Source organism: Enterobacter sp. 148H3 (genome assembly GCF_034107425.1).
GTDB classification, from domain to species: domain Bacteria; phylum Pseudomonadota; class Gammaproteobacteria; order Enterobacterales; family Enterobacteriaceae; genus Enterobacter; species Enterobacter vonholyi.
Window position 1 is genome coordinate 367,296 of sequence record NZ_JAWNEI010000004.1, and the last position, 15,331, is coordinate 382,626.

Below are 15,331 nucleotides of genomic sequence, written 5' to 3' on the forward strand. Positions count from 1 at the left end.
GACCAGCATGACCCATATCATTCACCGCAGTTTACGCAGCACGCCCGCCGTGGCGGTACGCGCCCAGGGGGCGTACATTTTTGATGCACAGGGAAAACAGTATCTGGATGCCTGCGGTGGCGCCGCCGTTTCCTGTTTAGGCCACGCGCATCCTGACGTGCTGGCTGCGATGCATCGCCAGATCGATCGGCTGGCCTATGCCCACACCAGTTTTTTTACCAGCGACACCGTTGAACAGCTTGCTGAACAGCTGACGCGCACGGCGCCTGGCGATCTTAACTATGCCTATTTCGTTTCGGGCGGTTCGGAAGCGGTTGAAACCGCGCTTAAGCTGGCGCGCCAGTATTTTGTTGAGATCGGACAGCCGTCGCGCACTAAATTTATCGCCCGTAAGCAGAGCTATCATGGCAATACCCTTGGGGCGCTCGCGGTAGGAGGCAACGAATGGCGTCGCCGCCAGTTTGCCCCCTTGCTGATCGACGTGATCCGCATTTCGGCCTGCAATGAATATCGCGACCGCCGCGATGACGAAACCCAGCAGCAATACACCACGCGCCTGCTCAACGAGCTGGAGCAAGCCATTATTGAGGCCGGTCCCGACACCATTATTGGTTTCTGTGCTGAAACCGTGGTGGGGGCTACCACCGGCGCCACGCCGCCCACCCCGGGCTATCTTAAAGGCGTGCGCAACCTGTGTGATAAATACGGCATCCTCTATATCGCGGATGAAGTCATGTGCGGCATGGGACGCACAGGCACATTGCATGCGTTTGAACAGGATGATGTGGTGCCGGATTTGGTGACCATCGCGAAGGGGCTGGGGGGCGGCTATCAGCCGATTGGCGCAGTATTAGCGAGCGAGAAGGTTGTCTCAGCGCTGCAGGCCGGTAGCGGTCTGTTCCAGCACGGGCACACCTACATTTGCCACGCGACCGCCGCTTCCGCAGCCCTGGCCGTGCAGCAGGTGATTGCGCGCGATAATTTGCTGCAGGCGGTGAGGCAACAGGGAGCTTACCTGCACAACGCATTGCGTGAAGTACTGGGGGAATTACCCCACGTCGGTGATACGCGTGGACGCGGCTTGTTTGCGGGGGTTGAGCTGGTGCGCGATAAAGCCAGCAAAACCCCCTTCGATCCTGCCCTGAAGCTGCATGCAGCAATCAAAGCAAACTGTATGTCACGTGGGCTGATGGTCTATCCAATGGGTGGAACCATTGACGGGCAGTACGGCGACCATATCCTGATCGCACCACCGTTTATCGTCACGCCTGGCCAGCTCGACTTTGTGGTGGACACGCTGAACACCGTGATTCGCGAAGAGACCAGCAAATTATGATCAATCGTTTACCGCCGCTGGCGGAGCATGAGTGGGACGACCAGCAGCGCGCTTTGGCCGAAGAGATAATCAACGGGCCCCGCGGTGCGCTGCTGCCACCTTTCGAGCCGCTGCTGCGCAGTCCAGAGCTCATGGCGCATGCGCAACGCATGGGAGAATACCTGCGTTATCGCAGCGCGCTGGGACAGCGCCTGTCGGAACTGGCGATTTTGATGACCGCGCGGCACTGGTCGCAGCCTGTTGAGTGGGCGATTCACGCGCCGATAGCGCGCGAGAAGGGTATTTCTGCCGCGTCGGTGCAGGCGATTAATGAAAAGCGTCTTCCAGAGGATCTGCAGCCAGATGAATGGGCGGTCTATCACTTTTGCAAGGAGTTACAGGAGCAGCAGAAGGTCAGCGATGCCACCTGGCAGCACGCTATCGCGCTCTGGGGCGAGAAAGGCGTGGTGGATCTGATCGGCATCAATGGCTATTACAGTTTTCTCTCAATGGTAATGAACGGCGCACAGACGCCGGTACCCGACAGCCGGGATGAGATTATTCCCGCATAAGCTTTCGCTTTAAATCTGGCGCATGAAAGTGCGCCCTGCATATCAACTTTTTATTTTCCCATTCCGCCGATGTATTTCGCCGGGTGACATTCATGCACGCTACTTCACTGACGCCGAGGGTTATCATGTCTGGATTATTCACTAAATTAAAAGTTACGTTAGCGCTGGTCGCTTGCTCCGCCAGTTTTGTGGCACAAGCGCAGGATAAATTAACGGTTGGTGTGGATACCGCCTTTGTCCCCTTTGAATTTAAACAAGGCGATAAATACGTCGGCTTTGATATTGATTTGTGGGATGCCATAGCTAAAAAAATGGATGTCAGCTACGAATTACGCCCGATGGATTTTGGGGGACTGATCCCGGGTTTACAATCACGCAATCTGGATGTCGCCATGGCGGGCATTACGATAACCGACGCGCGTAAACAGGTCGTCGATTTCAGCGACGGTTATTATGATGCTGATTTATTAATGGCGGTGAAAAGCAGCGATAACACCATTACTAAATTCAGCGATTTAGCAGGAAAGAAAGTGGGATTAAAGCAGGGAACGGCGGCGGCCAGCTTTATGAAAAGCAAATATAAGGCGAACTATGTTGAATTCCCGAATATCGACAACGCCTATCTTGATTTGCAGGCCGGTAACCTTGATGCCGTGGTGCATGATTCCCCCAACGTGCTCTATTACGTAAAAACGGCGGGCGATGGCAAAGTGAAATCGACCGGCGAGACTGACAGCATTCTGCCGCAGCACTATGGCTTTGCCATGCAGAAGAACAGCGCTCTGACGCCGAAGATCAACGCTGCGCTGCAGGCGTTACGTGCGGACGGGACGTACAGCAAGATTTACGTGAAGTGGTTTGCTAAACAGCCAAAATAATCCCGCCAGGTCGGAGCGATCCGACCTCGTTGCATCTTAACGGGTAACATATGAATTTCGACAGTAAATATATTTGGGAGTCCCTGCCGCTGCTGTTGCAAGGACTACAGCTGACGCTGATTATTTCATTATCAGGTTTATTGGGTGGTTTTGTTATTGGCCTGCTGGCGGGAACCTGCCGGGCGCTCGGAGGAAAAATATCAAAGACAGTCTCTTTAGTCTTTGTCGAGTTAATCCGCGGAACGCCTATTATGGTGCAAGTGATGTTTATTTATTTCGCACTCCCCATGGTGTTACCGATTCATATCGACCCGGTAACGGCGGCCATTACGACCATTGTGATTAACTCGGGTGCTTATATTGCAGAAATCACCCGAGGAGCGATCCTCTCAATTAATAAAGGTTTTAGAGAGGCCAGCCTGGCAATGGGATTATCCCAGCGCAGCACGCTATGGCATGTCATTATGCCGCTGGCATTACGCCGTATGATCCCTGCGTTAGGTAATCAGTGGATTATCAGTATTAAAGATACCTCGCTGTTTATTGTGATTGGTGTGGCGGAATTGACTCGTCAGGGGCAAGAAATTATTGCCGGTAATTTCCGCGCGCTGGAAGTCTGGACCGCAGTGGCAATGATCTACCTGCTGGTGACGCTGTGCCTGAGTTTCCTGCTGAAGCAACTGGAGAAGAGGATCCATATTTTATGAACATGGTTGAATTTAGCGCGGTGTCGAAAAATTTCGGTGCCACTCGGGTGCTGCACGACATCAATTTAAAAATTGATGCTGGCGAAGTCGTGGTGATCATCGGCCCTTCCGGCTCGGGCAAATCGACGCTGCTGCGCTGCATTAACAAGCTGGAGGAAATTTCCTCCGGCACGCTGCTGGTAGCGGGAATGCATATTACCGATCCTCACGCTAACGAATGTGATATCCGCCGTGAAGCCGGGATGGTGTTTCAGCAGTTCCATCTGTTTCCCCATCTGACGGCGCTGGAGAATGTGATGTTTGGTCCGGTTCGCGTACGTAAACAGAGCAAAGCCGCCGCGCGGGAACAGGCGCTTGCGCTGCTGGACCGCGTTGGCTTACGCGAACGCGCCAGTCACTACCCATCAGAGCTCTCTGGCGGTCAGCAGCAACGCGTGGCCATCGCCAGAGCCCTGGCGGTGAAGCCGAAAATGATGTTGTTCGATGAGCCGACCTCAGCCCTGGACCCCGAATTACGGCATGAGGTGCTGAAAGTCATGCGCTCGCTGGCCGAAGAAGGCATGACTATGGTGATTGTGACCCATGAAATCGGCTTCGCCCGCGATGTGGCATCGCGGCTCATCTTTATTGATGGCGGTACCATTGCCGAAGATGGTCCACCTGATATGCTGCTGAATAGCAGTCGCAATCCACGCCTGAAAGAATTTTTGCAACACGTATCCTGAATAGAAGTGAATGATAACCCTATGAAAAAAATCGACATTCGTGGTTCCGCTTTTGCAGTAGGTCAGGCGCTTGGCGCGTTCGGCCGCGAGGCCTGGCATGCAAAACTGACGCAAACGGCGCTGTGGCAAACCGTTACCGCTATGAAAGACGCAGAACAGACCCGGAGCATGCGCTCGCTGGTGCAGTCTGCGTATCCCCTAATCTGGCAGGAGCTGGAGGGATTGGCCGAGGGCCTGGATGCACCGTTTGATGAGGTGTTTGCCTGGAACTGCCGCGGCGATCTGGTGCGCTCAACCTCTGATGGCTGTACCACGGTAGCGGGAAGCACCGCTGAGGGAGAGCTGATTATCGCGCATAATGAAGACGGTTTCCCGCAGCTTCGCAATGACTGCGCCATCGTCAGCATCACCCCGGATGATGGCCTGGCGTTCACCAGTTTCGCATATCCGGGATCGATTTGCGGACACACCTTCGCCGTAAACGAAAAGGGTGTGGTGAACACGGTGAATAACATACGCGCTTTGCACCGTCCGAACGGCATGCCGCGCCAGATACTTGCCCGCGCTGCGCTGAATGCCGCCAGCCTGGATGAAGCTATCACTATACTGACCTCATCACCACGCGCCGGAGCCTTTCATCATACGCTGGGACAAATGGGAGACAGCCGGCTGTTTAGCGTGGAGGCGACGGGAACAGGCTGTTCCGTCACGCCGCTGCGGGATGTTTTCGCCCATGCTAATCACCTTATCCACCCTCAGCTTGATGCGGTTGAGCAGGTAATCACTGACAGCTCCCGGTCACGCCAGCAGCGGCTAAACGCCTGGCTGGATACGCAACCTCACCTTGATGGTACAGCGGCTCTGGGTATTCTTTCAGACCAGCATGATCCCGCGCTCCCGATTTATCGTCTCTCGCCACAGGACCCGGATGAAGAGAACACGCTGGCCACGGCCATTTTTACCCTGAGTACGTCGCAGATAAAATGGCAGATATTCACTCACGATCGGCAAAAACCCGTTTTACAGCAGGAATGCCCGGCGGCGCTGCGCTAGCGCGGGCCTACAGGGCTGTGATTTTTGTAGGCCGGGTCAGGCGTAGCCGCCACCCGGCAATGCCCTTCTGGAAGCCGCCTCGCAAACCTGCAAGCAACCTTATGTAATTCAGGGGCATCCCCTTTCCTTCCTTTTTTTACCGCCGTAAAGTGCCTGCGTTGCAGCACATCCGTAACCGGGCGTAGGAACCCGTTAGCATGACATGACATTTTTGGACAAAGAGGATGCTAAATGGCGACTATCCCTGAATTTTCCTACGCGCTTTCTGAGGAAAGCGCTGTTCATCATCTCATCAACCACCCAATTTCCGATTCCGCGGATCTCTTCGAACTGGCCGATGCCTGCGCCGCTTACGTAAGCGTACTGGTGGAAACTGACGACGCGGTGACGTTTGCCATGCTCTGTACGCGATTACTGGCTGCGCTGAAACGGCTGCGCGAGTGCTGTGACTCGGAACTTCCGCCGTATCTGGTTGAACAGTTGGTTGCGGGGGAAAAGATTACCTCCTGCGTGCCGGACTGCTGGCAGGAAACGACGTTGCAGGTGGATTATGCCGTAGCGTTAACGCTGGCGGTGATGGGCGGAACACTGCCCATGAGCGTGGCGAAAGAACTGACCGGGCTGCTGCATGATATGGTCTGGCTGCTGGCGGAGTTTGTGAAGGAGCCGTATATCGCAGCGCACTGAGACGGGTGATGGAAGGCCGGAATTCTGCTGCTGCGGATGGGGGAGCATTTCGGCCAGATACCCTCTCTTTTCCTGGTAATTGCTTGCGGAACGCCATCTGATACTCTGGCTGCACTCAAGGGATGACAAGGAAGAGAAATGCTGAATCCTGGATTCGTAACCCGCAAAGCGCTTGCTCAGTGGCAGGATGTCCCCGCTTTTTTACCTCAGTTCCAGTTTCATGAAAAACACCGAACGGTCATTCATACTGCGCATCCCGAACATATTCTGCCGTTGATTGCAAACTTTGACGTCCGGCAAGATGTCGTCATTCGGCGGCTGATGTTTTTACGGCAATTACCGCAGAAATTTCTGCGTAATCAGCAGGCTAACTCCATCGGCAACTTTGGCTTGCACAGTTTTACCCTTTTGAAAAACTCAGCATCTGAGCTCTGCTATGGCTTGCGAGGACAGTTCTGGCGTTCAAATTTTGGTCTGGAAAAAGTACCGGATGTCAGCGCTTTTCAGACGTCAGTGACGCCGGGCAGCGCGACATTGTTGCTGCGCTATCAAGTAACGGAATTGGCGCCAGGGCAGCATGAACTCAGTACAGAAACGTTCGTATATTGCCCGGACAGAAGCACCCGGCTCAGAATGGCGGCTTACTGGCTGGCAATACGGGCGGGCAGCGGCTGGATCCGTAAAAGGACGCTGAAGGCGGTCAGAGCGAATATTGAAAGTCAGACGTGAGGTGTACCTGTGAAATATTCCGAAAGGGAACCTTACGGGAATATTTTCCTGAACATTTATGGATAGAACAATGGAGGTTTTGATGAATAAACGCGCTATTGCCTGTTTGCTCTTACTCAGTTCATTCGCTGTAAATTCTGCTGATGGCGGTAAGGGTGGTGATGGAGGAAATGGCTCTGATGGCGGAAGCGGTTCTGATGGTACCGTCTCATCTAATGGCCGAGCGGGTTGTCCGGGCGGAACAGATCCGGATCCATCGGGGCATTTTTATCTTCCCGGTACAAAAAAACAATGCAACCCGGGGAAGCAGGATGCAATGAAGAGCGCCAGGCAATGAGATAAAGCGTCACAATACGCTAGCTCATCCTGATTCTGTTTCCTTACCTGCCTCCAGCTCCCGGAAAAATGTTTAGCAAGGTAAAAGACAGGCATCACGACGACACCGACAGATAAGCGTTTATGGAAAGCTTCTCCATGAAAAAAAAAGAACCACCTGAGCGCTTATCACGAAAAATCGATTTTGACCACTTTGGGCAGCACGAGATTGAAAAGAGCTATCGATCCAGCGTGATTTTGACAATAATATCGACCTTATCTGGGATCGGTAAATTCATCCTTTAGTTAAGCGTCTATTCACTATGTCATTTACATAATGTTCAATCGAAATATTGTGCTCACGATTAATCTTAGAAATGAATGCGTTAAGATGCTCTTGCGATGCATGAAGGGTAGTGGCAATAAGGTTATCAAAATCGTTCTGAGTAAAATGTTTATGTCCCTTTAACGTCGAGCGCTGGAGCAAAGTGTGTGCGGACACTTCCAGGACGGCCCGCCGGTAATGATCGGACAACAGGATGTCAAGATCGGTCTGACGAATATCAAACTCAAAATGAAAACTGACAAACCCCGATTCAACAGGTAATGAATAAATCAATTTGCCACCTAATTGCTCAACGTAAGGTTCATATCCTTCTCCCATTACTCGCGTAGTATGCATATAACCCCTCTCTTTTCATGCATTAGATTAATTACACTTAAATAAATACATAGTATTACTATTTTAAAGATCGAAAAAATCATTCCGGTATGTATCAGCCATTTCAAACACAGTATACTCTTTACCCGATTCTGCAAGGCCGTACAAAGACTCAAGCGTATCGTTTCCTTGATCATCAGACCATAGAGATGGTTGTAACACTTTGAAAACAATGTTTATATTAAAAAGAACAGAAGCGCCAAAATGAAGTAAATAGGCACGATAACTTTCAGGGATTAGCCCTATTGATGCTTCTAATGTATTTAAACACTTTATAAATTCATCTGATGGTAATGATGCCGGTTTCGCTCCAAAGCGCTCTAATTTTTCAACATTTTCCTTTCCTCCTCATATCAGATGCGGAGCCAATATGTTGCACATTGTCATGAAGATCTCTTGGGACAAGAATTATAGTATTCGCACTAAGATGATTTGGAGTAAGCATTTTTCCCTTAACAAATTCTGAGCCGCTTTCTGTGTAATGCCTTTTTTCTATGCAATGGCATTATTACCAATGGCAAAATACAAGCATATCTGTCATTCTTTTTATTACTGTTTATCTATTTACTAGCATCTAAATGTAAAAAAATAAGCCATGATCATATTCTGATTATGGATTTATTTTGAAATATCATAAATCAACAGTTACATTCATTCCTGCATCAAGAGATGCCTCACAAATTTCCTTGTATAATTCCGTAAAACTATTAGTAATTTCATAGATATTGCCGCACTCATTTTTCTCAGCGATTTCAAACTCTTGGATATCATCCTCAGCATGTAGATGTGTTCTGTCCCAATAATACACACCTTGGCTTTCACTGCCATTTAATATAAGGTAAAAATTACCTCCAGGATCATCACCAATAATTTACTTATCATCAATGAAATCAAGTTCACTTAAAAAATCTTCATTTTGACGAAAAATGTAGTGGTTTGGATTTTTCATATTTATTCCAAAAAGGGCATAAAAAGCGATAACCCCGTCATCGACACCTTCATACTCCAACTCACAAAAATCCGGAGATTTTACAACAAAGCCATTTTTCAACCTGAGAAATTCTTTATAATCTTCAGGTAAACTGATTTTGAATTTCCTCTCCAGAACTTTAATTTCATCTTAATTTGCAGGTTTACCATATGAAATAGGCATAAGCTCTCCTTGCAAAGGTCATGACTTAGTGATCTTAGATACTCAACCTCTATTATGGAAAAATCGATGGTAGTAATTAAAGCCGGAACTTAATGGTTTCCGGCATATTCCATTCATTTATCTAAATAAAAAAACATGTGCCCTAGCCATAAAAATAATCATAGAATGCATTAAAACTTTCATTACCGATAAGAGGCACAATTCTTTTCCGCAACTCATCAATAAAGTCATCTTTCACTTCGTCATTATCATCTGCTATATCAAAGATATCGTATTGACCATATACCAAATCAATAAGCTCAGCCAATGAAAATATAAATCCAGAGAGACTGCCAGCTATTTTAAATGGTTCAATTACATCATAACTAGCATAGACAGAGGTATTCCCTTCATCGATAACCGCAATTATAGGTTTACCTCCACCTAAATCATCACCAAAAACAAGATAATTGTTTGGTAAGTATTCATAACCACTTTGAGCCTTCGAGAGCTCACTGACAGAATGAATTTTAATTGGCGTGAAGCCTGTTTCAATCTTTAACTTTTCAGGATTATAATTTTTATATAAGTAATCAACGTCTGTTGAACGAGGTAAGCTGGACGGGAAAGCATTATCCAAGTCATTGATTGTACTAAAATTCCCTGACAGCGAAAATTTTTTGCAAACAGCAACAAGTTTTTTTAAAGACTCTTCAATTTCACTCATAACAATACCTCACATTCAGCATATTCATTGATATTATTGACAGCTCTTCAAATTCTTACGGGTAAGATTACGGTCTATCAATCGTCCTTTACCTGGAGTCTCATAGCTGCCACGGTGACCTTGTAGACCATGTAAATGCTCATCATAGCCGCTTGGATGATTAGCATTCTGGAGAAATACAATATTCCTTGGATCACCTTGCCATTTCCCTCCCAGAACACCATTACCTTTCACACTATTGATATGATGGCCTGTATAACCCATTTCGGACATAACCGACGATAATTGGCGATTATTTTTTGTGCTTAATATTACTTCGCGTTCAGCGGCCGTCCAGTCTCGGCTTCCACCACCAGCCGCAACTAGTTCCCTTTCTTCTCCCCATGCTCGGCTTATTGCTGTCGCCCTAGCTCCCGGTTGCGCGCTAAGGGTGGGATCTGGTTTATAACGAACTAAACCTTGCGCAGAGAGTCCCCACGGATCAATCCACCCCAACGGATTTGGCGCATACTGATAAAGGTTCCACCCACCATTCAACCCAATCGGGTCCTGCACAATAAACCGCCCGACCTGCGGGTCGTAGTAGCGGAACAGGTTATAGTGCAATCCCGTTTCACCGTCAGCGTACTGCCCGGCATAGCGAAGCGGCTGGTGTGGCATCGCCGTACGGTTCACAATCCGTGAGAACCCTTCGCTCTGGTGGCGTACCTCGCCAAAGCTGTCGAACTGGCCGCTCCAGCGCACCGCGCCGCGCTCGTCTGTGACCTCCAGCGGCGCGCCGTTCAGGTCGGTGTTGAACCAGTAAATCTCACCGCTGCTCTGGTCTCGAAGGTGATCCACCCGCGCCAGCGGGCTCCAGGCCTCATTCGGATCGTAAACATAGGTGCTGCACAGCCCGCTCTCCTGCAGCTCCTGCAGCAGGCGGTAGCCCTGCCACAGGAAGCGCGTTTCTGTGGTGCCGTGCGTCGTAGTGACGATTTTGCGCGTACGGCGGCCCAGAGCGTCGTAGTGATAGCGCGCCTCAAACCGCCCTTCCGGCCCGGTTCCCCGGGCGGACACCAGACGGTTCTCGGCGTCATACGCATAATGCTGTTCATACAGCCCGTTCCGGCGGCTGACCAGGTTGCCCCAGGAGTCGTATTTCATAAACAGCGCCTGCCAGTGCTGCAGGCGGTTATCCGTGACCGGTTCCGCATCGTCATTGGCGGCGAGGTTATCCGCGGCGTCATAGCTGAACTGCGCGCGGCTGTGCCCCCGGCGGGCCTCGTAGTGCTTCAGCAGACGCCCTTCGGCGTCGTAGCCGTAGTCCACCTCACCGCGCAGGGTGTCGCTGACGCCGGAAAGCTCGCCGCGTGCGGTGTAGCGATACAGGCGTTCCAGTATCGCCTGCTCCGGCAGGGTCACGTCCGTGCTTAATTCGCTGCGCTGCAGGGTGCGTCTGCCGAGGCTGTCATAATGGCGAATCTGCTCGCGCGCGCCCTGAGTGCGGCGCACCTCGCGGTGCAGGCGGTCGCGGGTGAACTCGGTCACCAGCTGCTGCCCGAAGCGGATGGCGCTGACGTGGCCGGAGCCGTAGTGCAGCCACGCCAGCTTTTGCTCGCCGGGCAGCGTCAGGCCGGTCAGGTTGCTCAGGGCATCCCATTCGTAGCCCACCGCGCCGTTAATGCCGGACTCGCTCAGCACGCGCCCGGCGGCGTCGTGGCGGTAAGCGATCTCATCGCTTTCTATACCCAGGGCAACGCCTTCGGCCGTCGGCGTGCGGCGGATGCGGTTGATCTGGCCGCTCAGATCGCGGAAGTAGCGGTACTCCGCTTGGCGCTGAGTGCGTCCGATCAGCAGCCCGCTGTCGTCATAGCTGAACTGCTGGACGCGACGGGCGATGCCGCCGTCGGCGGCAGGCCGTCCGTTTTCTTCGAGCGCGCAGAGGAACCCTCGCGCGTCCCATTCCATATGGCGCACGGTCTCATCCGGGCGCGTTTCGCTGAGCGGGCGGCCCACGGCGTCGTAGGTGAAGCGGTATTCCGCCCCGTTGCCGTTATCAAGTCGCAGCAGGTTGCCGCGCGGGTCGTAGCGCCACTGGCGCACGCGGCCAATACGGTCGGTGAGGCTGACCGGGAGGCCGAGCACGTTGTAGGCCCAGCTCACCTCGCTTTCCAGCGGATCGCTCCAGCCCGTGAGCTGGCCGCGTTCGTTCCACACCAGCGACTCGCGGCTGCCGTCCGGGTGGATCACGGCGATCAGCAGCCCGGCACGGCTCCACTCCCGGCGCGTGATATTCCCTTCCGCATCCTCACTGGCAATCAGCTGCCCGAATCGATCGTAGGTGAAGCGGGTGACGCTGCCGGAGCAGTCGGTGCGCTGCGTCAGCAGCCCCTGGTGGTTCCAGACCAGGCGCACCACGCCGCCGACGGCGTCGGTAATGCTCTCCGGCAGGTTTTCTTCATCGTCAGGATAGCGATACGCGGTGGTGCTACCGGCCGGATACGTTTCCGACAGCAGACGACCGCGAAGGTCGTACATGGCCTGCGATGAGGTGCCGTCCGGGTACACCGTGCGGGTGATGCGGTCGGTCAGGCGATGCCAGTGATACTCGGTGCGGCGGCCCGCCGGGTCCGTCTCGCTGGTCATGCGGCCGTATTTGTCCCACGTGCTGCGGCGCATCGCGCCGCCGGGCAGAATAACGTCGCAGAGCTCGCCGTCGCGGTAAACAAACGTCGTCTGGCGACCGTCGTAATCCGCGAAGCGCGCGACGTTGTCGTCGTCGTCCACCAGCCAGTGCGCCTGAGCGCCGTCTTCGCGGGTCGCGCGGCGGGTGCCGTTATCAAAATCATATTCGAACGTCAGCTGTTCGCCGCCGCTGTGGCGGAAGCCGACCACGCGCGGCAGGCCGTCAATCTCCCGCCAGCGGTATTCGCTCAGCAGGCCGTTGACGTCCTCGTGGGCGCTCATCAGCCCGTCCTGCCAGCGGAAGCGTCGGCGCACGCTACCGCCCCGGCCGGTCACACAGACCAGCTGGCGCTGTTCATCATAAGCGTAACTGACCAGGCAGATCTCGTCATCCAGCCAGGCGCCGAGGAGCCTGTCACGGTCGTAGCGGCAGACCACGCGCTGGCCCGCGCTGTCGGTCAGGGCATGCAGGGTATTATCCGCATTCCACTCGAAGAGGATATCGTTGCCGCAGGGTTCAGAGATGCGCTGGAGCAGCGACGGGGCATCATCCTTAAGCGGTGAATAGCGCCAGCGTTCGCCGCTGACGTCATACACCGACCAGCTGTCGTCCTGATGATGTTCAAGCCAGTTCTTTTCGCTTTCGCAGTAGGTGCGCATCCCTTTAGGGACCTTCGGGAAGGCGACGTAATCGCCGGACGGCGCGCGCCACACCAGGCCGTCCTGATACGGCTCAAGGCGGCTTTCCCAGAACAGGCTCCAGCCGCGGCCCAGCACGCTGTCGCCGGGGTTGCCGCTGCGCCAGTAGCGCTGCCAGCGCACCGGAAGACGGGAAGGCAGGACGAAGTCCAGCTCATCATCCCCGCTGAGAAACTTCTGTCCGCTGACGATATCTACCGGGCGGGCGATAATCCCCGCGGCCGCCACGCCGGTCATCAGCGTGCCGGCGCGACAGGCGATACGGGCCAGCTTGTTGATACCGGGGATTTTGCCCAGCAGCTTAGAGAGCGCCCCGACTTTACCAGCGGCACCGCCCCACCCGCCGATAAGCCCGGCGAACAGCAGGGTAAGATCGGAGACTTTGTAGAGCCACTCGGGGACTTCAGACTGAATGGGCAGGGTTTGCTGCGGATCGCCGCCGATAATGACGTTGTTCGAACCGGTCATCACCTTCGCGTCGCAGGTGGTTCGATCCCCGATGCGTGCCGCAGGCAGGCCGTTGATAGAGACCCGCGAAGAGCCTTCGGCCATCTGCTGCGAGCCGTCGTCAGAGCACTTCACCGTGCTGTCTGTTGCCATGGCTGCGGGTTTACCATTGATATACACATTGGGCGAGCCGGAGGTGATGACGCCTTTCTTCGTCATGCTGGATGCCCCGGCGTCCGCGATGCTGTCCCGGGCGGCGGTCGCCAGCTCCCCGGTATAATATCCCACGGCCAGGCTGGCGCCGACGAGCAGGACGCCCACCCCAAGACAGGATGCGCCGAGACCCGCAATAAACATGGCCCCCGCCAGGATGCCCCCGGCGGCGGCAATCAGGCCACCGACAATCGTTCCGGCAATCATCCCGGCCAGCGCACCGGAATGTCCGATATCATCGCCAACGCGTGCTGCTTCAAACATAACAACTGTCCCTGGTGTTAATGGTGGAAGCGGAAGCTCCTGAGAAGATCGCCAAACAGCGCGCTGTCGGCATCGCCCAGCGCACGGGTGCAGGTCATGGTGAAGACCAGAATTTTATCGCTGTCGACATTAAATACGGCCTGCTGCTGCCAGATGCGTTTCCCGTCGCGCAGGTAGCTGGCATGGACAATTTCACCCTGGGAAAGATTGTCGCCAAGCGTAGCGGCGCTGCGCTCACCCTGCTTCCAGCCCTTGATGTGTTTTTCCATCAGGACAAGCTGGCGATCGATATACGCGGCAAGCGCTTCGCCGGGGTGGAGGGCATCGCGGGAGATATTGAACGCCGGCGCATCCGCAGCGGGCGGCGCGAATACGTTGACGGTACGATCCTGATAACCCTCAGGAAAGGTGATCTGTCCTTCACTGAAAAGGCACTGCGAATGTAGTTCTGACATTGAGCGGGTCCCACCACATATTTTCAGAAGCGGCAAGTTTCGCATATGTGTTTAAGGCTGACTATCCCCAGATTATTGCCCAACGCCAGCCCTCGCCGAACGGAAAAACAGTAACCGTTAACCCGGCCCCTCGCTCCCTGCCGCCAGCAGCGGTACCACCACGTCGCTGATGGGCACCGCAATGCCGTGTTTGCGGCCGTAGCGCTGGATGACGCCGTTGCGGATATCCCACTCCATCGGGCGATCCGCCTGACGGTCAGCCAGAATCGACGTACCGAGGTCCTCGGGCGCGCGCTGAAAGTTCGCCAGAATCTCCTGCGCCACGTCATCGTTCAGCTTCGCCCCTTCGGCGCGGGCGACGGCCAGCCCCTCGCGCAGGTAGGCCAGCGAAAGTTCGCTGATATCCTCGCGCCTGAACATCCCGGCGCGACGGTTAGCGAGCACCATCAGCCCGGCGACCGCGTTTTGCAGCAGCTTGCGCCAGGCGACGGTGGGGAAATCTGCCGAGAGTTCAACTTCACAGCGCGTACCGCGAAGCGCCTCCACCACCCGCTGTGCCTGCGGCACATCCGGCAGCGTCAGGCGCGGTTTGGCGCGCAGCCAGACGGAGGCATCCGGCTCGCGCTGCGCCGGGAACCAGACTACCGACGGCAGCACCGTTGCGCCACTGACCAAAGGCTCAAGCTGCGCCTTCTGCTCTACGCCATTTTGCAGGGCACAGACCACCGTATTTTCATCGCACAGCGCGCGCAGCCAACCGGCGCTGTCGGCATTTTGCGTCGTTTTCACTGCGATAAACACGAGATCAACGGGACGCGTAATGGCCGTCGGGTCGGTTAGTACCGGACCGGGCACCACCGTTTCACCTTCGTCGTGGCGCAGGCGTAATTCCGGATGCGCGGTCCGTCCGCAGAGCAATGGCGTGCGGCCAGCGTCATGCAGTACCGCGGCAATGGTGGTGCCAATCGCACCGGGTCCTATCAGCGCAATGGTTGGATAGTCAGACATGAGTCACTCCCCTTTTG

Annotated in this window: 15 protein-coding genes; 9 read left to right on the top strand and 6 right to left on the bottom strand. The window is 54.2% G+C overall.

What is annotated here, in order from left to right:
- The first annotated feature begins 7 nt into the window (after window positions 1–7).
- The 9 genes from USH94_RS08425 (at window position 8) to USH94_RS08465 (ending at window position 7,003) form a co-directional block, all read left to right on the top strand.
- Window positions 8–1,336 (top strand): aspartate aminotransferase family protein, encoded by a 1,329-nt coding sequence (locus USH94_RS08425; RefSeq protein WP_111964457.1) that lies wholly within the window; start codon window positions 8–10, stop codon window positions 1,334–1,336.
- Window positions 1,333–1,887 carry a carboxymuconolactone decarboxylase family protein gene (locus USH94_RS08430; protein ID WP_181574023.1) on the top strand — a complete coding sequence of 185 codons (555 nt, stop codon included), beginning with the start codon at window positions 1,333–1,335 and terminating at the stop codon, window positions 1,885–1,887. Before USH94_RS08425 ends, USH94_RS08430 begins: the two co-directional genes overlap by 4 nt.
- Window positions 1,888–2,012: 125 nt before the next feature.
- On the top strand, window positions 2,013–2,765 hold the full coding sequence (glnH, locus tag USH94_RS08435; RefSeq protein ID WP_111964458.1) for a glutamine ABC transporter substrate-binding protein GlnH: 753 nt from the start codon (window positions 2,013–2,015) through the stop codon (window positions 2,763–2,765).
- 50 nt (window positions 2,766–2,815) lie between these two features.
- Window positions 2,816–3,472, top strand: coding sequence for a glutamine ABC transporter permease GlnP (glnP, locus tag USH94_RS08440; protein WP_024906945.1), 657 nt, complete (start codon window positions 2,816–2,818; stop codon window positions 3,470–3,472).
- Window positions 3,473–3,474: 2 nt separating this feature from the next.
- Window positions 3,475–4,197 carry a glutamine ABC transporter ATP-binding protein GlnQ gene (gene glnQ, locus USH94_RS08445; protein WP_111964479.1) on the top strand — a complete coding sequence of 241 codons (723 nt, stop codon included), beginning with the start codon at window positions 3,475–3,477 and terminating at the stop codon, window positions 4,195–4,197.
- A 21-nt stretch (window positions 4,198–4,218) separates the two neighbouring features.
- Window positions 4,219–5,250, top strand: a complete 1,032-nt coding sequence (locus USH94_RS08450) for a C45 family autoproteolytic acyltransferase/hydolase (protein ID WP_111964459.1) — start codon at window positions 4,219–4,221, stop codon at window positions 5,248–5,250.
- Between the two features lie 231 nt (window positions 5,251–5,481).
- Window positions 5,482–5,937: a hypothetical protein gene (locus USH94_RS08455; RefSeq protein WP_111964460.1), complete on the top strand. Its 456-nt coding sequence runs from the start codon at window positions 5,482–5,484 to the stop codon at window positions 5,935–5,937.
- A 138-nt stretch (window positions 5,938–6,075) separates the two neighbouring features.
- Window positions 6,076–6,666: a hypothetical protein gene (locus tag USH94_RS08460; protein ID WP_111964461.1), complete on the top strand. Its 591-nt coding sequence runs from the start codon at window positions 6,076–6,078 to the stop codon at window positions 6,664–6,666.
- Window positions 6,667–6,748: 82 nt separating this feature from the next.
- Window positions 6,749–7,003 carry a hypothetical protein gene (locus USH94_RS08465; protein ID WP_111964480.1) on the top strand — a complete coding sequence of 85 codons (255 nt, stop codon included), beginning with the start codon at window positions 6,749–6,751 and terminating at the stop codon, window positions 7,001–7,003.
- A gap of 273 nt (window positions 7,004–7,276) precedes the next feature.
- On the opposite strand, the gene USH94_RS08470 is transcribed toward USH94_RS08465, so the two are convergent.
- The 6 genes from USH94_RS08470 to USH94_RS08495 form a co-directional block, all read right to left on the bottom strand.
- The gene (locus USH94_RS08470; protein ID WP_111964462.1) at window positions 7,277–7,663 is read right to left on the bottom strand and encodes a hypothetical protein; all 387 of its coding nucleotides are present in this window, start codon (window positions 7,661–7,663) and stop codon (window positions 7,277–7,279) included.
- 910 nt (window positions 7,664–8,573) lie between these two features.
- Complete coding sequence (locus USH94_RS08475; protein ID WP_320731319.1) at window positions 8,574–8,816, bottom strand: SMI1/KNR4 family protein; 243 nt, start codon at window positions 8,814–8,816, stop codon at window positions 8,574–8,576.
- A gap of 181 nt (window positions 8,817–8,997) precedes the next feature.
- Complete coding sequence (locus USH94_RS08480) at window positions 8,998–9,561, bottom strand: hypothetical protein (RefSeq protein WP_111964463.1); 564 nt, start codon at window positions 9,559–9,561, stop codon at window positions 8,998–9,000.
- A gap of 33 nt (window positions 9,562–9,594) precedes the next feature.
- Entirely contained in the window at window positions 9,595–13,851 is a 4,257-nt protein-coding gene (locus tag USH94_RS08485; protein WP_111964464.1) for an RHS repeat-associated core domain-containing protein, read from the bottom strand.
- Window positions 13,852–13,868: 17 nt separating this feature from the next.
- Window positions 13,869–14,306 (bottom strand): DcrB-related protein, encoded by a 438-nt coding sequence (locus USH94_RS08490; protein WP_111964465.1) that lies wholly within the window; start codon window positions 14,304–14,306, stop codon window positions 13,869–13,871.
- 117 nt (window positions 14,307–14,423) lie between these two features.
- On the bottom strand, window positions 14,424–15,314 hold the full coding sequence (locus USH94_RS08495; protein ID WP_111964466.1) for an oxidoreductase: 891 nt from the start codon (window positions 15,312–15,314) through the stop codon (window positions 14,424–14,426).
- Window positions 15,315–15,331 lie beyond the last annotated feature (17 nt).